At 44.4% G+C, this 19831-nt stretch carries 16 protein-coding genes; 4 read left to right on the plus strand and 12 right to left on the minus strand.

All coding sequences use genetic code 11. The annotated features are described in order from the left end of the window. Nucleotides 1-9: 9 nt before the first annotated feature. The 5 genes from J7649_RS00260 to ahcY all read right to left on the minus strand — a co-directional run bounded on the left by J7649_RS00260 (nucleotide 10) and on the right by ahcY (nucleotide 8632). Nucleotides 10-2289 (minus strand): NADP-dependent malic enzyme, encoded by a 2280-nt coding sequence (locus J7649_RS00260; RefSeq protein WP_004645736.1) that lies wholly within the window; start codon nucleotides 2287-2289, stop codon nucleotides 10-12. Nucleotides 2290-2429: 140 nt separating this feature from the next. After that, the gene (locus J7649_RS00265; protein WP_219308780.1) at nucleotides 2430-5306 is read right to left on the minus strand and encodes a putative bifunctional diguanylate cyclase/phosphodiesterase; all 2877 of its coding nucleotides are present in this window, start codon (nucleotides 5304-5306) and stop codon (nucleotides 2430-2432) included. Between the two features lie 177 nt (nucleotides 5307-5483). After that, nucleotides 5484-6194 (minus strand): 16S rRNA (uracil(1498)-N(3))-methyltransferase, encoded by a 711-nt coding sequence (locus J7649_RS00270; RefSeq protein WP_005265841.1) that lies wholly within the window; start codon nucleotides 6192-6194, stop codon nucleotides 5484-5486. A 37-nt stretch (nucleotides 6195-6231) separates the two neighbouring features. Then, the gene (metF, locus tag J7649_RS00275) at nucleotides 6232-7068 is read right to left on the minus strand and encodes a methylenetetrahydrofolate reductase [NAD(P)H] (protein WP_085064772.1); all 837 of its coding nucleotides are present in this window, start codon (nucleotides 7066-7068) and stop codon (nucleotides 6232-6234) included. A gap of 181 nt (nucleotides 7069-7249) precedes the next feature. Continuing rightward, nucleotides 7250-8632: an adenosylhomocysteinase gene (ahcY, locus tag J7649_RS00280; protein WP_219308782.1), complete on the minus strand. Its 1383-nt coding sequence runs from the start codon at nucleotides 8630-8632 to the stop codon at nucleotides 7250-7252. A 223-nt stretch (nucleotides 8633-8855) separates the two neighbouring features. Here ahcY and J7649_RS00285 point away from each other — a divergent pair, with 223 nt between their 5' ends. Then, nucleotides 8856-9884, plus strand: a complete 1029-nt coding sequence (locus J7649_RS00285; RefSeq protein ID WP_224215610.1) for a DUF4917 family protein — start codon at nucleotides 8856-8858, stop codon at nucleotides 9882-9884. A 34-nt stretch (nucleotides 9885-9918) separates the two neighbouring features. Here J7649_RS00285 and J7649_RS00290 read toward each other — a convergent pair whose 3' ends face one another. The 6 genes from J7649_RS00290 to radA form a co-directional block, all read right to left on the minus strand. Then, nucleotides 9919-10437, minus strand: a complete 519-nt coding sequence (locus J7649_RS00290) for a tetratricopeptide repeat protein (protein ID WP_180086272.1) — start codon at nucleotides 10435-10437, stop codon at nucleotides 9919-9921. 97 nt (nucleotides 10438-10534) lie between these two features. Next, nucleotides 10535-10873 carry a DUF3325 domain-containing protein gene (locus J7649_RS00295; protein ID WP_180086270.1) on the minus strand — a complete coding sequence of 113 codons (339 nt, stop codon included), beginning with the start codon at nucleotides 10871-10873 and terminating at the stop codon, nucleotides 10535-10537. Then, entirely contained in the window at nucleotides 10870-12603 is a 1734-nt protein-coding gene (locus tag J7649_RS00300) for a PepSY-associated TM helix domain-containing protein (RefSeq protein WP_219308784.1), read from the minus strand. The genes J7649_RS00295 and J7649_RS00300 overlap by 4 nt, the downstream gene beginning before the upstream one ends. A 1-nt stretch (nucleotide 12604) precedes the next feature. After that, a complete protein-coding gene (locus J7649_RS00305) occupies nucleotides 12605-12961 on the minus strand; it encodes a hypothetical protein (RefSeq protein ID WP_034438312.1) in 357 nt (118 codons plus the stop codon). 222 nt (nucleotides 12962-13183) lie between these two features. Further along, complete coding sequence (locus J7649_RS00310; RefSeq protein WP_219308786.1) at nucleotides 13184-14188, minus strand: Tim44 domain-containing protein; 1005 nt, start codon at nucleotides 14186-14188, stop codon at nucleotides 13184-13186. 118 nt (nucleotides 14189-14306) lie between these two features. Continuing rightward, complete coding sequence (radA, locus tag J7649_RS00315; RefSeq protein WP_004731817.1) at nucleotides 14307-15698, minus strand: DNA repair protein RadA; 1392 nt, start codon at nucleotides 15696-15698, stop codon at nucleotides 14307-14309. 174 nt (nucleotides 15699-15872) lie between these two features. On the opposite strand from radA, the gene J7649_RS00320 reads away from it, so the two are divergent. Then, entirely contained in the window at nucleotides 15873-16277 is a 405-nt protein-coding gene (locus tag J7649_RS00320; protein WP_004645721.1) for a hypothetical protein, read from the plus strand. Nucleotides 16278-16375: 98 nt separating this feature from the next. Here J7649_RS00320 and J7649_RS00325 read toward each other — a convergent pair whose 3' ends face one another. Beyond that, nucleotides 16376-17722, minus strand: a complete 1347-nt coding sequence (locus J7649_RS00325) for an alanine/glycine:cation symporter family protein (protein ID WP_004731815.1) — start codon at nucleotides 17720-17722, stop codon at nucleotides 16376-16378. A 319-nt stretch (nucleotides 17723-18041) separates the two neighbouring features. Here J7649_RS00325 and J7649_RS00330 point away from each other — a divergent pair, with 319 nt between their 5' ends. Continuing rightward, entirely contained in the window at nucleotides 18042-19445 is a 1404-nt protein-coding gene (locus J7649_RS00330) for an amino acid permease (protein ID WP_219308788.1), read from the plus strand. Between the two features lie 132 nt (nucleotides 19446-19577). Further along, a complete protein-coding gene (gene lptM / locus J7649_RS00335; protein WP_005252493.1) occupies nucleotides 19578-19811 on the plus strand; it encodes an LPS translocon maturation chaperone LptM in 234 nt (77 codons plus the stop codon). Nucleotides 19812-19831: the final 20 nt, after the last annotated feature.

Genomic DNA, 19831 nt, shown 5'->3' on the forward strand with positions numbered 1-19831 from the left:
GTCATTGGCTTAAAGTGCATCTTGTTCCGCTTGCTGGATTTCTGCAACAGTGAGTGCGGTCATGTTGATTACACGACGCGTAGTCGCAGTCGGCGTCAAAATGTGCACAGGTTTCGCAGCACCCAACAGAATTGGACCAATCGTTACGTTGTTGCCTGAAGTTGCCTTTAACAGGTTAAACGAGATATTGGCAGCATCCAGATTCGGCATGATCAGCAGGTTTGCAGAGCCTTTGAAACGTGAATTCGGGAATGCAAACTGACGAATGTTCTCATCCAGTGCAGCATCACCGTGCATTTCACCTTCAACTTCCAGCTCAGGCGCGATTTCAGACAGGATGTCATACACCTTACGCATTTTTTGCGCGCTGGCATCATGCTGGTCTGAACCGAAGCTTGAGTGAGAAAGCAGGGCAATACGTGGCGTCATACCAAAACGGCGAACTTCTTCAGCGGCTAGAATGGTCATTTCAGCCAGCTGTTCAGCCGTTGGGTTGGTGTTGACATAGGTATCGGCAATGAACAGGTTACGGTCTTCAAGCATCAAGGCATTTAGGGTAAAGAAAGTGTTATGACCATCTTTCTTGCCAATGATGTTGCTGACGAAGTCCAGATGAATATCGTAGCTTGAATACGTACCACACAGCATACCGTCTGCCATGCCATGTTTCACCAGCATCGCTGCGATCAGGGTCGAGCGGCGACGTGCTTCACGCTGTGCATATTCAGGCGTTACACCCTTACGCTGCATGATGTTGTAGTAATCGTCTGCAAACATTTCATAGTTCGGGTTCTTTTCCTGATCAACAATCGTGATATTCACGCCATCTTCAAGACGTAGGCCCAATTTTTTAATGTTAGCTTCAATGACAGCTGGGCGACCCACCAGAATTGGAATTGCCAAACCATCATCTACTGCAATTTGAACTGCACGAAGTACACGCAGGTCTTCACCTTCCGCATAAGCAATACGTTTAGGATCAGATTTAGCCTGTTCAAAGATTGGTTTCATCATGAATGCAGAGTTGTAGACAAACTCAGACAAACGTTGACGATAATGCGAGAAATCTGTGATTGGACGTGTCGCAACACCCGAATCCATTGCTGCTTGTGCCACAGCAGGTGCAATCTCTAGGATCAAGCGTTGATCCAGTGGACCCGGAATCAGGTATTCACGGCCAAATGATGCCGATTTTTCACCATAAGTCGCCGCATCAGCTTCAACGTGTGCCATACGCGCGATCGCGTGGACACAGGCAATTTTCATTTCTTCGTTAATGGTGGTTGCGCCAACGTCCAGCGCACCACGGAAGATGTATGGGAAGCACAGTGCGTTATTCACCTGGTTCGGATAGTCAGAACGACCAGTCGCCATGATCACGTCATCACGAACTTCATGCGCATGTTCAGGCAGAATTTCTGGATCCGGGTTCGCCAAGGCAAAGATGATCGGATCTTCAGCCATGACCTTGACCATTTCTTTGGTCAAAATGCCCGCAGCAGAAAGACCAAGGAACATGTCTGCACCTGAAATCACGTCACCAAGCTGAGTAGCTTCAATGTCTTGTACATAGGCTTTCTTAGATTCATCCAGGCCTTCGCGATGTGTAGTCAGCAGACCGCGTGAATCGGCAACGATGATGTTCTCTTTTTTAGCACCCAGAGCGCAAAGCAGATTTAAACAAGACAGTGCAGCAGCACCCGCGCCTGAAGCCACGATCTTGATGTCTTCAATTTTTTTACCGTTGATTTGTAACGCGTTGAGGAGCGCAGAACCGACAATAATCGAAGTACCGTGCTGATCATCATGGAATACTGGAATATTCATGCGTTCACGCAATTTTTGCTCGATATAGAAACACTCTGGCGCCTTGATATCTTCAAGGTTAATCCCGCCAAAAGTCGGTTCTAATGCAGCTACAATATCCACAATTTTGTCTGGATCATTTTCAGCAATTTCGATATCGAATACATCAACGCCAGCGAATTTTTTGAATAATACGCCTTTACCTTCCATCACTGGTTTAGAAGCCAAAGGACCAATATTACCCAAGCCAAGCACGGCAGTACCGTTGGTCACTACAGCAACCAGGTTGCCACGAGCCGTATACAATGCAGCAGTTGAAGGATCGCGTTCAATCTCAAGACATGGTGCAGCTACGCCAGGCGAGTAAGCAAGGGCCAAGTCACGTTGGTTGACCAATTGTTTGCTTGGTGTAACGCTGATTTTCCCCGGGGTAGGAAACTCGTGATAGTAAAGGGCCTGTTGCTTTAAAGATTGTTCGTCCATCAGTCTCTCGATCGTTGTAAAGATTACCCGGTCAGCGGGCAAAGAATTTATTTATGTTCCTGAATATACCATTTGTTAGCCAGTTCGGACAGACAAAGACGGCCGTTTTTCCAACAAACTTATTGTGGTGGGGTATGGACTTAGACTTGGGGTATATAAGTCTGATGCGTCTTGTCTCGCACTAAATAAGCGGTTGCATCCTGCTCAGGAAGCGGTTTGGAAAATAAGTAACCCTGGGCAATATCACAGTCTAAATCACGTAGATATTCTAGCTGTTCTTCAGTCTCGATCCCTTCCGCGACCACGGTCATGCCCATGGCTTTACCCATGGCCACCATGGCGCTGACAATCGCTGCCTGTTTGTTTTCCCCAATCTTGCAAACAAAACTGCGATCAATTTTTAAGGTATCAATTGGAAAATCAGCAAGATAGGAGAGAGAAGAATAACCTGTACCGAAATCATCTAGGGCAATATGAATATGTCGCTGTTTAATTTCATTCAGCAGGTTTTTGACCGCTTCCGAATTTTCAATTAAAGAAGATTCGGTAATTTCCAGCTCCAGGCTGGCGCCAGAAATATGGTTGTCTGCAATGGCTTGGTCCAGATCATCAAGTAATTGACCACGACGCAATTGCTGCGCCACGATATTGACTGATACACAAATATGATTAAAGCCCAGATCATTCCATTGGCGAATCTGTTTAGCGGCCTGCTGGATCACCAGACGGCCAATGTCTGAAATCAGGCTGGTCTGTTCCGCTAAGGGGATAAACAGCCCGGGTGCAATAATGCCTTTTTCTGGATGGTTCCAGCGAATCAGCGCTTCAAAGCCATAAATGCTTTGATCGCTAAAATTGATTTTTGGCTGATAATACACCACCAGCTCATTATTCTGGATCGCTTTACGCAAATCCCGTTCCAGGAAAACCCCTTTATTCTGTAATGAATGATTTTCACTAGAATAAAAATGAATGGTGTTGCCACCGAGATTTTTGGCTTCGTTCAATGCCTGTTCGGCGCAGTTATTTAAATAATCCAGCTGACGGCCATGATCCGGATAGAATGCCACGCCCATGGACAGGGTAATCACATGATCCTGACCGTAAATATTAAACGGTCTGCTAAAGGCCTGAGCAATGCGTTCACAATGGTGCTGAACTGAAGGGCGAATATGTGAAATTTCATAGAGAATCGCAAAATCATCACCGTTTAGATGTGCAACAAATAGCGCTTCTGCATTGGTCATCCGCAGCCGCTGCGCCACCTGGCGTAGAAGTTCATCACCGCCGTTATTGGATAGATATTCATTCAATGGGCGGAAACGGTCGATATTAAGCCGAATCACAGCCATCTCTTTAATCGAGTCTTTTTGCGAAACCAGATACTGATGTAGCTGATAGTTATAATAAAAGCGGTTCGGCAAGTCAGTCAGTGTGTCGTAATTTTCCAGATAGGACAGGCGCTGTTCCTGTAATTTACGTTCAGTCAGATCTGATACGATGCCAATATAATGGGTAATCCGGCCTTCATCATCAGTCACGGCATTAATATGCAGCCATAAGGTGGATTCTTTGCCAGACAGAAATTTGGCATAAACCTCTCCATCATAAGAGCCAATCTTTTGAATCTGTTTGACAATATTGGCCTGAAAAGTACGTTGCTGGGATTTATTTTGCACTGCAATATCAAATAAGGATTTACCGATAATCTCGTCACGCTCAAAACCGCTCAGGTATTCGTAGTGAGGATTGACATCGATATAATCTAATTCAGGATTCAGAATGAAAATCCCTTCCGCAGCCTGTTCCAGTACACTGGCCACCAGCTTTAAACGTTCTTGAGACAGACGTTCCTGCTGGATATCACGACGGATGCCCACCATACGCAAGGGTTTTTTATTTTTAGGATCACGACTGATCACCCGGCCAATATCATGTACCCAACTCCAGCCACCTTCACTGAGCTTGATCCGGTAAGTGGCATCATAGCGTTCAATCTGGCCACGCAGATGCTGCTTCATATTGCGCTTAAAATAGGCCAGATCTTCAGGGTGAATCAGATACTGTAATTGCAGATGATGATCTTTGGAATCGCGCAGAATCTTTTCGTCTTTATGATTGGTTAAGGTGATGCTGCGCTCTTGAATATTCCAGTCCCATGGCCGAATACCGGCAATTTCATGTGCAAGTTTTAGATTCTGCTGCTGATTCTTCAGGTCATGATTGATCTGTTCAATATCATAGGTACGTTCCCGTACTTTTTGCTCCAGCAATTGGTTACTGAGCTGTAATTGCTGTTCAATATCTTTGGATTTATTGACTTCAGTTTTGAGTTGCTGGCACAGTTCATCAGTCCAATGCACTTGCTGTTCTGCATTTTTCACCAAAATATCATTTTCCGCATACAGACGTGAGGTGCGGCTGTGAATTCGATAACTACTTGTCGCGCACAGCAGAATCACTATGAGCGCAAAGTTTAAGGCCAGACCAAAAAAGGGATTGGAATGACCGACATGGTCAAGCTGCGACAGTAAAAAAGGGAATAAGGACGGCAAAAAGACCAGACAAAAATAGCTCAGTTTCTGGGTCAGGTAGGTCAGGCCAAATGCTTGGCTTACAATCAGCAACAAGGCAGACAAGGTCAGTGCTTCAATATCTTCAAATACAGGATTGGCCTGCGGCAAATAGTAATAAATTGTATAAATACCGGCCGCGATACAGCTTCCGACTGCAAGGCTCTGCATCTGTAACCAGCGGTGCGCACTTTTCTGATTATATTGTTCGGGTTTGAAATACACCGTATTCACCAGCCAGCACATGCTGACCAGAAGTTCTGTCAGAATAAACCAGGTATTAAAATACGTATTAGAAGGACTATATTGAATGTGATAAATACAAAAAATATAGAGGCAAATCACCATGATACTGAGCAAAAAATAGCGACTATGGCGAAGCGTATTCGCAATTTGAGCATCATGCAAATGCTGCTGAATATAGTCGTCCTGATTATCAACCATGTGATTCAATGCCTGTATTCATCCTAAACGGTTTTCGTCCTTGTGCATTGTTGTTATAAAAACCCCAGGAAATGTGTGAAATCAATTAATAAGTATTTGTTATTCTTTAGTCGAGATTAGATGTCTTAAAAATAAAAATCAACAAAATTAAAGACAAATTTTTACCCATCCGATGAACTAAAGCACATAATTCAAAATTGACAGGGCAACAACAGGAGCAGTTTCGGTACGTAGTACACGCTCGCCGATACACCAGTTGAGAAAACCTTTCTGGTTTGCGGCACTAATTTCTGCCTCACTCAAGCCACCTTCGGGGCCAATCAGCAGGGCAAGATCTAAAGTCGCATCTGCCAGTACATCTGTTTCATCTTTATTAGGTGCTAAAACCAGTTTGGTGTTCGGAAGTTCAGTATCCAGCCATTTTTCAAGTGACATGGGCGCTAAAATTTCAGGCACAATGTTTAGACCACATTGTTCACAAGCCGCAATAGCAATGCCTTGCCAGTGATCCAGCTTTTTCTGGTCGCGATCATACTTTAAACGCATTTCACAACGATCCGAAGTCAGCAGCTGAATTTCGGAAACGCCCAGTTCGACTGCTTTCTGAATCGCATAATCCATACGGTCGCCTTTACTCATCACCTGACCGAGCAAAGCCTGGAACTTTGGTGTGCGATTGGCAGGATTAAATGCATTGACCGAGACGGTGGCTGATTTTTTAGCAACCTCGGTTAAAGTCACGTCATATTCGCCACCCTGTCCATTGAACAGGGTCGCACTTTCACCGACTTGCGCGCGTAAAACCTTTACCCAATGATGAAATACAGTTTCCGTAAGCTCAAGGCTGACATCAACAGTTAAATCAGCATCTATATAAAAACGTGGCATTGATCGTTCTACTCAAAAAATCGGTGAAATAAAGGGCTTAAGCTAAACCAAGATCGGTGACCAGCTGACGGGTCGGGTCAGTAGTATTCATGGTGTAAAAATGCAAACTTGGTGCACCACCTGCAAGCAGACGCTCACAGAATTTAACTACAACTTCATGGCCAAAGGCTTTAATGCTGGCAGTATCGTCACCATAAGTTGCCAGTTGCTTACGAATCCAGCGTGGAATCTCAGCGCCGGTACCATCAGCAAAGCGAATCAGATTGCTGGCATTGGTAATTGGCATGATGCCTGGCGCAACTGGAATATCGATTCCTGCTTTCTGGATACGATCTACAAAATAGAAATAAGCATCTGGATTGAAGAAGAACTGAGTTAAAGCAGCATTGGCACCTGTATTGACTTTATCAACAAAGTGCTGAATGTCTTTGTCAAAGCTTTCAGCCTGAGGATGCATTTCCGGATAAGCTGCGACTTCAATCTTAAAATGATCGCCTGAATGTTCGCGGATAAAGCGAACCAGATCAGCTGCATAAGGTAATTCGCCCAAACCCACTTGGCCTGAAGGCAAGTCACCACGCAGGGCAACAATACGGTCAATGCCTTGAGATTTGTACAGATCTAGAAGTTCAGCAATACGCGCTTTGTCATCGCCAATACAAGACAGGTGAGGGGCAACAGGTGCACCTTTGCCATTAAAGTCATTGATAGTAGACAGGGTGCGTTCACGAGTGGAACCACCAGCACCATAGGTCACAGAGAAGAATTCTGGATTTAAGAGTTGTAACTCTTGATGTACAACCTTGAGTTTTTCCGCACCTACATCAGTTTTGGTCGGGAAAAATTCAAATGAAATTGGAATCTGTTTAGACATGTTCAAATCCTTTTTATAAATACTTGTAATTTTGGATTGCCCTCATCCTAACCTTCTCCCAAAGGGAGAAGGGACTTCCATTACGATAGTTAAAGTCTTTAAAACTTACCCTCTAACTATTTTCACAATAGAAGTTTCCCTCTCCTTTTAGGAGAGGGCTAGGGAGAGGTAAAAACAAAAATTAGTATTTATAAGCATCAGACTTGAATGGACCTTCAACTTGAACACCCAAGTAATCCGCTTGTTCTTGAGTCAGTTGAGTCAAGACACCACCGAAACCAGCAACCATCGCAGCAGCAACTTCTTCATCTAATTTCTTAGGAAGAAGTTCTACACGAATTTGTGCAGCTTTTTCAGATTCTGGAAGATCAGCAAATTTCTCAGCGAATAAATGCATTTGACCCAATACCTGGTTGGCAAATGAACCATCCATAATACGTGATGGGTGACCAGTCGCATTACCAAGGTTCACCAAACGGCCTTCAGAAAGAAGGATCAGGTAATCATTTTCATTTTCTGAACGATACACCTGGTGTACTTGAGGTTTAACTTCAACCCACTTGTAGCCACGTAGGTAAGCTGTATCAATTTCAGTATCAAAGTGACCGATGTTACAAACAACTGCGCCAGCTTTTAATGAATCAAGCATTGCAGCGTCACATACGTGGTAGTTACCTGTTGTAGTTACGATAAGGTCAGTGTTTTGAAGAAGGTCAACATTGATGTCTTCTTTCTTGCCAGTTTGCACGCCATTTTTGTATGGAGATACAACTTCGTAACCGTCCATGCATGCTTGCATTGCGCAGATTGGATCAACTTCAGTTACGCGTACAATCATGCCTTCTTGACGAAGGGATTGCGCAGAACCTTTACCTACGTCACCATAACCGATCACAAGTGCACGACGGCCAGATAAAAGCATATCTGTACCACGTTTGATTGCATCGTTCAGTGAGTGACGGCAACCGTATTTGTTGTCGTTTTTAGACTTGGTTACTGAATCGTTTACGTTGATTGCAGGAACTTTTAAAGTGCCATCACGAAGCATTTCATACAGACGTTGAACACCTGTCGTTGTTTCTTCAGTTACACCGTGAATTTTTTCAATCACTTCTGGGTATTTTTCATGAACAAGTAGTGTTAAATCACCGCCATCGTCAAGAATCATGTTGGCATCCCAAGGCGTGCCATTTACATTGATTTGTTGTTCAAGACACCACATGTATTCTTCTTCAGTTTCGCCTTTCCAAGCAAATACAGGAATGCCCGCAGCAGCGATTGCAGCAGCAGCATGGTCTTGAGTCGAGAAGATGTTACATGAAGTCCAGCGAACTTCTGCGCCTAATTCAACCAGTGTTTCAATTAAAACAGCTGTTTGGATGGTCATGTGGATACAGCCGAGAATTTTCGCGCCTGCAAGTGGTTTTACTGCCGAGTAGCGTTTACGCAGACCCATTAGGGCTGGCATTTCAGCTTCAGCAAGTTTAATTTCTTTACGGCCGTAATCAGCAAGTAAAATATCAGCAACTTTGTAATCTGTAAATGAAGCAGTAACCGCGTTCATCAGGATCTCCTAGGAAAAAATAGATTGGATCGTTCTGTTCGCGGATGCCGTTGTTGATCAGAACGAATGTCTGACCGATGGTCGAGCCTAGCGATTTTACATTTAGTGCCTGTAAAACGTCGCAGCATCCCTCGACTAGCGCCGTATTGTACTTGGAAATTGATTTTGTTCCAATCCTAAATTGATTAATATCTGACTAATAAGAAAATTTTGAGAATAAACTATGACTGATGGTTTTGAGTATGCAATCAAAGACTGGGCTGAAATTAAGGATAATTATGAGAATGGCAATTTAATTATTGGTAATGGGGCGAGTGTTGCTTTGCATCAAAAATTTCGTTTTGATTCTTTAAAAGAAGAGGCTGAAAAATTAAGACTTTTTAATGATGATATATCTAAACTTTTTATTGAGTTTGATACATCTGATTTTGAATTAATTTTACGATTGGTTTGGCATGCGAAGTTAATAAATAAGCATTTGGGAATAGTTGATCAAAAACTTGATTCAGCTTACGAAAATATAAAACAAGCTCTTATTAAAGTGGTGAAGGAAGTTCATTGTGAACATTCTGATATCGCGGATCAATTACCTCAGCTATATCAATTTACAAAACAATTTAGAACAGTAGTCTCCCTTAATTACGATTTAATCCTGTATTGGATTTTAATGTATGGAAATAGAAATGAAGATGGGCATAGATTTAAAGATTGTTTTCAAGGTAGCGGGTTATTTAGAAATAATTGGCAAGATTTGAGAAATCCTATTCGTAAGGAAAAAGAAGTAACTTTGAGTCTTTATCAACATGGTAATTTATCTATTTTCAGAGATGCAAAAAATACCGAAACTAAAGTTCAAAGAGGGGATTTTGAGGGTTTGTTAGAAGTTATTACTTCACAATGGGAAGATAATAAAATTCCTTTATTTGTTGCCGAGGGTACGGGAACTAAAAAGCTTGAATCTATAAAAAGTAGTTCCTATTTGAGTACTATTTTCTATGAAGTTCTACCAGATTTAATAACTCAAAAAGCTAATTTAGTCATTTATGGCTGGAGCTTAGGCAAGCAGGAATCACATTTGGTAAAGCAGATATTTAAGAACAAACAATCAGGTAAGGTGGCTATTTCTATATTTCAAAATAATCAGGAAGAGTGCCATCGAATTTATCGGCTTATAAAAAATGAAAAAGTAGCTCCAAATATCGAAATAGAATTTTTTGACAGCCAAAGTTCAGGTTGTTGGAATAATCCTTAAAAAAAAGCCCATCATCTGATGGGCTTTTTTTTACTTATTTAGCTTCAGCAGCATCTGCTTTTTGAGTCCAGAACTCAGCCTGTTCTTCATTGCCATCTACGCCTAAACCATTGGCATAAATAAATGCAAGATCACGCATCGCCTGAACTTCGCCCCATTCCGCAGCCTGTTTTACCAAAGCAATCGATTTTTCGACGTCTTTTTCAATTACATCGCCACGACGGTAAAAACCTGCCAGCTCCAAAGTCGCAGCAGGGTGCTTCTCGATATTGGCCTTGCTTAACCAGTAATAGGCTAACTCAAAGTGAGCTTTGGATTCTTCAGGATCTTTTTCTGCTAACTCTTTGGCATAAACGGTATAACCTTCACCTAACCAGTACATTGCATCCACCAGCCCGCCGTTGGCAGCTTTCAACGCCCATTCTTCAGCAAGAATGATGTCATCATCATGCTCGCTTTGCATATACAGTTCAGCCAGTTCAAATTGCGCTTCAGCATTGCCGGCTAAGGCAAGATTGGTCAGGGCAGCAGGGGGAGAAACACGCTGGGTCATATCAACATCTCAAAAATATTGTGTGTAGACTAAAAGGTTTAAAGCAAAAAAGCCAATCCGAAAGTCAGCTTTTTAAAGAGATTGGTCAATCAAATGATTAGATCAAGCAAAGAATCCCTGAGATCGAGGCGATGAACACACAGAACATTACGATCACTTTAATTCTACTTGCCAGATAACTCAGGCTTAAGCCGACCACCAGTGCTGCAAAAGTCAGACTACCCAGCCAGTAACTGATCATATTGCTGATAGCTCCTGTACACAGGCACAGAATCAGGGCGAGTATGAGCAATACCCAACCGAGAATAGTCGCAAGTTGTGTTTTTGCAGGGTTGAGTTCTGTGTCAAAAATTTGTTTTTGATGTTTGGACATCGACGTTGCAAGCGCAAAGAAACCCAGTGAAGTTAAAGCCCAAATCAGTAAGAAAAACATCATGACTGATTCTCCTTGAGAGCAACCTTGGCTTTTTTAGGCGACAAGCCTTTATGGTTTTTCACTTTTTTAAATGAAAACCAGAACAAGATCGCAAGCACCCACATCGCTAGATCAAAAGAAGCAATGACCCATTGACCATGCATAATGGTGTTCCAGATCGCCTGACCGCCGGTCAGAAAATTGACGATTGGGAGTAAGGCAAATGCGGTAGTGGCAAGCAGTAATAGTTCCAGCCAAGCCTGACGATGAGTGCGAATCATGGCATAAAGCAACGTCAGCAACCAGACAATAAAGAAGCTACGTATTTCCCAGTTCAGACGCATGTCCATGTCTGCCGGAATAAAACGGTTGGCATAGAAATAGGCAGCACAGGCAATAGGTAAACCAATAATGGCAGCGATATTGGTGACTTCCACAAGACGATATCCAAACGATTTATAACCTTGCTTCTGTTGCTGCGGTGCACGTTTAACACACCATAGAATCAAGCCGGTGGCAATCATCAAGGTGCCGACTACGCCAGACAGAAACAATAACCAGCGTAAAGCCAGATCTACGCCCCGTGCTTCATGCAGTGCGGTGAACACGTTATAGATACCATTTGCGACTGAAGGCATTTTCAGTGTGGTTTGATCCGGCTCTAAATCACCAGTCACACCATTGAAAGCAAGGCTCAGATAAATATTGCGATAAGCTACGCTGACTCCGTTTAAGGCACGAAGCTCAATTTCTGCTTTTACGGTATTTGGCTGGATAATAGTTATCATACCCACCGGATTATTTTTCCATTCTTTTTCGGCTGTTGCCAAGATCGGAGCTAGATCGGTTAACGGTGCAGGAGGTGCAGCTTGCATTTCATCACGAGAGCGGCGACCTTCACTGCGTGCAGACATTTCACCGCGCTCGCCACGATTTTCTCTCTCAGCTTGCGGTCGACGTTCTTTGCTCTCACTATGGCTTTCACGGGATTCAGCCTGAATACTGTTGTCTTGAACCAAACTCTTACGTTGATCCTGAAGGAAAGCACCACGATTTTCATAAATCTGGTTTACGCCCCAGGGCATGAGGGTAAAAAGCAATAATAATAAGCCACTGAAGGTAATCATGATGTGAAAGGGCAGGGCAAATACCGCAGTAGCATTGTGTGCATCCAACCATGAACGCTGACCTTTGCCGGGACGGAAAGTAAAAAAATCCTTGAAAATTTTCTTATGGGTAATGACACCGCTGATGATTGCCACCAGCATGAGCAGGGTCGCAACGCCGACCATCCAGCGCGCCCAGATTCTTGGCAAACCATACAATTCAAAGTGGAAACGGTATAAGAATGAACCACCGCGTGTTTCACGCGCTTGCAAAACTTCGTCGGTGGCGCTGTCAATCGTCACGCGGGTACCGCCACGACGGGCACGCGGATCTTCGCCGGCACTACGAATAGTCAGGGTGGTAGTATTTTGGCGTGAGTTAGGAAGCTGGATTGCCCAGCTGCCAGCATCCGGATGGTGCTGTTGCAGATAAGCCAGTGCCACACGGGTTTGTTCGATTTGAGTCTTTGGTGGAACTGATTGATGAAATTCCGGTTTCATCCAGACGGTAATTTCGTTCTGGAAAAAGCTTAAGGTTCCGGTCAAGAAAATCGCATATAAAAGCCAGCCTAAAATCAGACTGGCCCAGGTATGCAACCACGACATCGACTGGCGTGGACCTTCGGGTTTTGCATCTACTCTCATCTCAATTTCCTAAAAGCTTATAGGCGATATAGAGTAAAACACCGGGAATCGCGATCCCGAGCGTAGCTTTGAGCGTCTTATTCACCATAAATACCCAGATAAATGCAGCAGCATTCAAGCTAAAGCCAATCAGGGTGGCGGACATGGCTGCACTGCTTCCACTGTCGATAAAAAGCTGGGCAATCAAGATCGTTGCCAGTGTAGCCAGTAGATAACCGCCAGCACCCGCCAGAATAAAGCGATATAAAATCATCCCACGATAAGCCAGCATATTTGCTTTGACTTTATTTTTGCTTGATGGTTTCGGTGCAGTAACTGTTCCAGTCGCTATGGCTTGCATATTCGGACTATTCATCATCGAAAATTCTATTTACAAACTTATGAAGTAATTAATGATAATGATAGCAATTATTGTTTAGATTTTAAATATGGGTTTTTGAGCTATTTATATGAAAAATAAGTAAAACTGGAAGTTAAGTTAAAAAAAGAGGGGGAAGGGAATTAAAAAAGATCAAAATGTAAGGCTTACAAATAAAACCAGCGGCTCGAAGGCCGCTGTCTAAACTTCATTTATTCACGATTAGTCTTGCTGAATACCTGCAACCACCCAGTCCTGATTTGAACCTGCTGGTTTGGTGAAATGCCAGATTTCTGCGAACGGTTGCGGCAAGCTGTTTAAGTCTTCGCTTACCGTACCTGTAAAGCGTACGCTGACAATATACTGGCCATTGTCAGTCGATGAGTCGACGACCATCGCATTCAGATTTGAAAACTCGGCAACATCCTGATCCTGATTGCTCATGATGTCGTTATACATTGACTGATAAAGTTCAGGAGTCAGATAACGCTGAATTTCAGAAATGTTGCTTGCTGTATTCATGGACTGAATATGGTTAAAACGCTGACGCGCTACACGCAAGAATGCTGCAGGTTCAGTACCATCCGGTAACTGGCTGCCACTTTGGGTATAAGCTGTACCAAAAGGCGCGTTATTTACCGGAGCAGAACCGAACGGAGCATTGTTGCTTGACGTTTGACCACCCACATTCTGACCAAAAATATTGGTACTGTCACCACCGCGAGGTGCAGTCGGTGCCTGACCAAAAGGTGCTGTATTACCAGCACCGCTATTTGGTGCGTATGGGTTAGAAGCTACTTTTTTTTTTGCGCCCATCTTACGGAAAATGAAGAAGGCAACAGCAGCAGCAAGAAGGATCCAGATCCAGCCTGGAATACCACCTTTTTCCTCTTCGGCTTGAGCAGCCTGAGCTTCAGATGCTGCTACACTTTGATCATCCGCCAAGGCATTGGCAGCAACTGCACCAATCGCAGCACCGGCTACACCCGCGGCAACCATGCCGCCGACACCCGGACCGGATTTTTGCTGGGTTGCAGCACCGGCAACTGGCGCTTGTTGAGCAGGCGCAGCTTGACGAGGTTGTTGATAAGATTGAGTAGGTTGTGCAGAACGTTGCATGCCGTGACTTTTACCGCCACCGGCACGTTTTGCTTCAGCTGCAAAAGGCGCAACCAATAAAACTGCTGTCAAGATACCTGTGATCAAACCGCGCTGTCGAACTTCCATTCATTTTTCCTATGAGAATAAAACCTGTTTGTACAGTCTATTTATATAGGCTTTGTGTGGAATTTCAATCAAAAATCTGTATTTTTTTGCTCTTTGTACGAAATGAGCCGGTTTACAGTTAATTGAGTTCATCACTCAGCGCCATTGCCTCGCTCAAGGCTTCATGTAAACGCGCAACTGCAATAATTTGCACGCCCTCGATGGATTTTTGCGGTGCATTGCCGCGAGGGACAATAATGTATTTAAAACCATGTTTAATCGCTTCTTTCAGCCGTTCCTGACCGTTCGGCACAGGGCGAATCTCTCCAGACAGTCCGACTTCCCCAAAAACCGCCAGCTGTTGCGGTAAGGCTTTGCCACGAATGCTGGAAGCGCAGGCGAGAAGTACCGCCAGATCCGAACCTGTTTCGGTAATTTTCAATCCACCGACAATATTGACATAAACATCCTGGCCGGAGGTTTGCACACCACCATGCCGATGCATGACTGCAAGGAGCATATTTAGACGGTTCTGATCCAAACCAAGCGCTACGCGTCTTGGTTGGCCATGTGCATCATCGACCAGTGCCTGAACCTCAACCAGTAGCGGGCGCGTACCTTCGCGGCTGATCATTACAATCGAACCGGGAATCGCTTCATCATAACGGCTTAAAAAGATGGCTGAAGGATTGGAAACTTCGCGCAGACCTTTATCGGTCATGCCGAACACACCGAGCTCATTGACCGCACCAAAACGGTTTTTGACCGCTCGGATCATCCGGTAACGTGAATCCGACTGGCCTTCAAAATACAGCACACAGTCCACCATATGTTCCAGTACACGTGGGCCAGCCAGTGCGCCTTCTTTGGTTACATGACCGACCAGAAACAAAGACGTGCCACTATTTTTGGCAAAACGGGTCAACAAGGCCGCTGATTCACGAATTTGTGAGACACCACCTGGTGCAGATTGCAGGGTTTCGGTGTACAGGGTTTGGATCGAGTCCAGGATTGCCACCGCAGGACGTTGCTGGGCCAGTACTTCACAAATACGTTCGACGCAGGTTTCTGCCATGACTTTGAGCTGGTCGGTCGGCAGATCCAGACGCTGGGCACGTAAAGCCACCTGAGACAAAGATTCCTCACCGGTCACATACAGGGCCGGATTTTTGGCAGATGCCATGTGCGTGGCTGTTTGTAGCAAAATGGTGGATTTACCAATCCCGGGATCACCGCCGATTAGGACCACCGAACCAGTGACAAGTCCGCCACCCAAGACCCGGTCAAATTCGCTGATACCCGTCGGCAGACGGGTTTCATGAGAGACTGAAACCTGATTTAAAGTCGTGATGCTGGACGCCTGGCCCGCATATCCACCACCAATTTTTGGCTGAGCACGATGCGTCACTGCCGGTGCAATGGTTACCTCAACCAGGCTGTTCCATTCCCCGCATTCAGAACACTGCCCCGACCATTTTGGATGATCGGCACCACATTGTTCACAACGATACACACTTTTTGCTTTAGCCATATTTGAAGATGAAGCGATTGAAATTGAGTGACAGCATAGCGGTGAATGCCATCGAAAACCAAGTCTTTCACCTGAAAAATCATGGTTTTTACGACAAGTCTTGTCGTTTTTATTTATGCTGATTTGAATGCTGTGCGTCAACGCCGTCTATAATGCCCATCTTGTTATGCTGGAATGGAACAGATCTTGTCACAATTGCTGAAACATATTGATGCGATCGCACGTGAAAAAAACCGTGATGTGCTGTTTGTGCATTTTGATCATTATGTACATCCAGATCGGGACGCAAACTCGGTTCGCCAAATGTTGATCGGCTGGCTAGAGCAACAGGGCATTGTCTATATGCCGTGTTTAGGTGTGGATCAAACCGTCCATAGTGAAATCTACCTGGGTGGTCTTTATCTGGATGTACCTTTTGATCTGCATCATAAAACCTATCAAAAATTGAGTGGATATCTGGAAGATGAACAGGGCAATATGAAAATTAAAGGCATTCAGTTTTTTGTTTTATCTTTAGGACTAGCGTTGGAGCTTGAATCTGAGTGGGACAAGCTGGCTTGTAGTGGTTTACGTTGCTAAATTTTCATGATGAAGAATGGAAAAGATGAAGCATAAAAAGCCACGATTAACGTGGCTTTTTACTATTTGAATTGAGTAGTTAAATAATAACTTATCAATTAATAAAGTTCACCAGATTTACGTCTTGCAATGAAGTCTTTCGATTCTTTGGCAATGACGCCAGACAGTAATAATAATGCGATTAAGTTCGGAACCGCCATCAGGCCGTTAAATGTATCGGCGAATAGCCAGACCAGATCCAGTGTTGCAATACAGCCGATAAACACTGAGGCAATATAAATAATGCGATAGGGCAAAACGAATTTTTCGCCAAGTAAATAGCTGGTACATTTTTCGCCATAGTAGCTCCAGCCCAAAATGGTGGAATAAGCGAAGAAAATGATCCCGAAAGTCACCACCCAGCCGCCAATACCAGGTAGCAGCTTGTCGAATACACCGATAGTCAGTACCGCACCGGTTTGATCTCCGAATGAATTACCGGTCATGATATAACCCATCACCAGAACAATACCAGTAATTGAACAGACAATAATGGTATCAATGAAGGTACCGGTCATAGACACCAGACCTTGACGGGCTGGATGATCGGTTTTTGCCGCTGCAGCAGCAATCGGCGCAGAACCCATGCCGGCTTCGTTGGAGAATACACCACGTGCCACACCATAACGAATCGCCGCACCAATTGCACCGCCCACTGCGGCTTCTCCAGTAAAGGCATAGGTGAAGATGATTTTAAGCGCAGGAACGACCAGTTCAAGATTATTAAAAATGATAATTAATCCCCCTGCCACATAGCCTATAGCCATAATAGGAACAATCAGTGACGCTGCTCTGGAAATCGATTTAATCCCGCCCAAAATCACCAGTGCCGAAAAGGCAGTAATAATAATACCGGTCATCCAGGTTTCGATGCCCAAGCTGTTTTGCACTGCCAATGCTACGGTATTGGACTGTACGGAGCTGCCGATCCCAAAAGAAGCCAGAGTTCCGAACAAGGCAAAAATCAGCGCCAGCCATTTCCATTTCAGACCCCGCTCGATGTAGTACATCGGACCACCGGACATTTCACCTTTCTCATTTTTGACTCGGTATTTGACTGCCAGAACACCTTCGCCATATTTGGTTGCCATACCAAACAGGGCAGTCATCCACATCCAGAACACGGCGCCCGGACCACCGAGGACACAGGCAGTGGCTACGCCGGCAATGTTACCGGTACCAATCGTGGCAGAGAGTGCGGTCATGAGTGAAGCGAATTGGGAAATGTCCCCTGAATGGTCAGGGTGCTTGCCAAAGACCTGTTTGAAGGCTAGGGGCAACATGCGGAACTGCCAGAACAATAAACGGAAGGTGAGGAAGATCCCGGTACCGACAATCAGTACCAGCATATAAGGGCCCCAGACCCAGCCGCTTAAAGTTTCCATTAAACTTTGTAAATTTTGCATAAAATTCTTCTTATTGATCCATGTCTGTGTAGTTCGAGGTATTGATTAAAAAGCAATTGCTATGCCAGATGCATTCATCCTAAATGCATAAATTGGCTGAATAGTGTTCTATTTTTTACACAGTTTTAAAAATTTGACAAGAAATTACTGGAATATCGCAGGTCAAAAATAAAGCAGAAATGTAACTTTAGAGCGATATAAGAAAAATAAATTAACTTCTTCAATTAATCAGGAAATACAAATGATGCAAATTTTATTTTTGTATTCAGCATTTTTTACGTTAATTTGTCGCGAGTAAAACTCAAAGTTGTAATTAATAATGTCAGAAAAATATAACAATTCGTCGGCAGAGCACGGTGAATTAAAGCGGAGTTTGTCCAATCGGCACCTACAGTTAATTGCCATTGGGGGCGCCATCGGAACCGGCCTGTTTATGGGTTCGGGTAAAACCATCAGTCTCGCAGGTCCTTCAATTCTGGTGATCTATATGATCATCGGTTTTATGGTCTTTCTGGTAATGCGTGCACTGGGTGAACTGTTACTCTCCAATTTGCAATATAAATCTTTTATTGATTTTGCCACGGATCTGATTGGGCCTTGGGCTGGATACTTTGTCGGCTGGACCTACTGGCTGTGCTGGATCACCATCGGGATCGCAGATCTGTCAGCCATTATTTACTATCTGCAATTCTTCAATAATGGCTTGCCCTTTAGCCCTGAAGAAGGCGTCATGATCAGTATTGCCGCAATTGTGTTTATCATGGGGCTGAATCTGGTCACGGTAAAACTGTTTGGTGAAATGGAATTCTGGTTTGCCCTGGTCAAAATTATCGCCATTGTGGTGCTGATTGCCGTTGGTCTGTGGATGGTATTTACCGGCTTTACCAATGATGTAGGTACGGTCGCATCCTTTAGTCATATCTGGGAGCATGGCGGTTTGTTCCCGACGGGTGCCATGGGCTTCCTGGCCGGTTTCCAGATTGCAATCTTTGCCTTTGTCGGGGTAGAGCTGGTGGGTACTACCGCGGCTGAAACCAAAGATCCGGAAAAGAACCTGCCAAAAGCGGTGAACTCTATTCCGATCCGTATCATTATTTTCTATGTTTTGGCACTGCTAATTGTGATGTCAGTAACTCCATGGAACCAGATTGACCCGAATGTCTCGCCGTTTGTAAACCTGTTCAGTCAGGCTGGCATTGCCGCGGCTGCGATCATCATGAACCTGGTGGTATTGTCCTCGGTGATGTCATCGATGAACAGTGGCGTATTCTCGACCAGCCGTATGCTGTTTGGCCTGTCGCGTGAAGAGCAGGCACCGATGGCTTTTGGTCGTCTGAACCGTCGCGCAGTGCCTGCCAATGCCTTGTATTTCTCGGCGGTATGTTTGTTGCTGGGAGCAGCACTCCAGTATTTTGTTCCGGATACAGTTCGGGCCTTTACCTTGGCAACGACTTTATCTACGATTCTGTTTATCTGTGTCTGGATCATCATTATCTGGAGCTATATCGTGTATTACAAAACACGACCAGAGCTGCATGCCAAATCGACCTTTAAATTACCAGGTGGTTTAGTGACCTGTTGGATCGTGATTATCTTCTTCCTGAGCATGATCGTGGTCTTAGCACTGGAAGAGGATACTCGCCAGGCACTGATGATCAGTCCGATCTGGTTTATCCTGCTAATCATTGGCTATTTTGGTTTCTATAAACAGAAACATAAATAAACCTTATCAATAAAAACGTCAGCGATCTGCTGGCGTTTTTTTTTGTCTAAAGATACTCTCTAGCGTTTAACGCTTGGGTCATGCCGAATGATCGCGTTATACTTCATCGAAACTATTACATTAGGTGGTCAGATGCGCCAAGTCATTTGCTACATCAGTATCTTAGCGACGGGTCTTGCTCTTGCAAGTTGTGGACAGTCAGGTGCTTTGCACTTGCCGAATGATCCGAATTACGACAAGCGTGCCAAGTATCTGTTATACAAAAATACTGAAACTGAGCCTAAAGCGTCCGATGAAGAACGCGAGGCACCTGTGCAACAACAGTTTGCTGCACCTACCGATTCAGACGTTAAAACCACTCCATAACGCTTTCACAGAAAGGATAC

The sequence above is a fragment of the Acinetobacter lwoffii genome, from assembly GCF_019343495.1.
GTDB classification, from domain to species: domain Bacteria; phylum Pseudomonadota; class Gammaproteobacteria; order Pseudomonadales; family Moraxellaceae; genus Acinetobacter; species Acinetobacter lwoffii_P.

What these genes read in the sequence shown, in the direction of transcription:
- J7649_RS00285 (WP_224215610.1), top strand. Translation starts at nt 8,856, where the DNA reads ATGACTGATGGTTTTGAGTATGCAATCAAAGACTGGGCTGAAATTAAG.
- J7649_RS00265 (WP_219308780.1), bottom strand. Translation starts at nt 5,306, where the DNA reads ATGGTTGATAATCAGGACGACTATATTCAGCAGCATTTGCATGATGCT.
- J7649_RS00325 (WP_004731815.1), bottom strand. Translation starts at nt 17,722, where the DNA reads ATGCAAAATTTACAAAGTTTAATGGAAACTTTAAGCGGCTGGGTCTGG.
- lptM (WP_005252493.1), top strand. Translation starts at nt 19,578, where the DNA reads ATGCGCCAAGTCATTTGCTACATCAGTATCTTAGCGACGGGTCTTGCT.
- J7649_RS00295 (WP_180086270.1), bottom strand. Translation starts at nt 10,873, where the DNA reads ATGATGTTTTTCTTACTGATTTGGGCTTTAACTTCACTGGGTTTCTTT.
- J7649_RS00290 (WP_180086272.1), bottom strand. Translation starts at nt 10,437, where the DNA reads ATGACCCAGCGTGTTTCTCCCCCTGCTGCCCTGACCAATCTTGCCTTA.
- J7649_RS00305 (WP_034438312.1), bottom strand. Translation starts at nt 12,961, where the DNA reads ATGATGAATAGTCCGAATATGCAAGCCATAGCGACTGGAACAGTTACT.
- J7649_RS00320 (WP_004645721.1), top strand. Translation starts at nt 15,873, where the DNA reads ATGGAACAGATCTTGTCACAATTGCTGAAACATATTGATGCGATCGCA.
- radA (WP_004731817.1), bottom strand. Translation starts at nt 15,698, where the DNA reads ATGGCTAAAGCAAAAAGTGTGTATCGTTGTGAACAATGTGGTGCCGAT.
- J7649_RS00330 (WP_219308788.1), top strand. Translation starts at nt 18,042, where the DNA reads ATGTCAGAAAAATATAACAATTCGTCGGCAGAGCACGGTGAATTAAAG.
- ahcY (WP_219308782.1), bottom strand. Translation starts at nt 8,632, where the DNA reads ATGAACGCGGTTACTGCTTCATTTACAGATTACAAAGTTGCTGATATT.
- J7649_RS00260 (WP_004645736.1), bottom strand. Translation starts at nt 2,289, where the DNA reads ATGGACGAACAATCTTTAAAGCAACAGGCCCTTTACTATCACGAGTTT.
- metF (WP_085064772.1), bottom strand. Translation starts at nt 7,068, where the DNA reads ATGTCTAAACAGATTCCAATTTCATTTGAATTTTTCCCGACCAAAACT.
- J7649_RS00300 (WP_219308784.1), bottom strand. Translation starts at nt 12,603, where the DNA reads ATGAGAGTAGATGCAAAACCCGAAGGTCCACGCCAGTCGATGTCGTGG.
- J7649_RS00310 (WP_219308786.1), bottom strand. Translation starts at nt 14,188, where the DNA reads ATGGAAGTTCGACAGCGCGGTTTGATCACAGGTATCTTGACAGCAGTT.
- J7649_RS00270 (WP_005265841.1), bottom strand. Translation starts at nt 6,194, where the DNA reads ATGCCACGTTTTTATATAGATGCTGATTTAACTGTTGATGTCAGCCTT.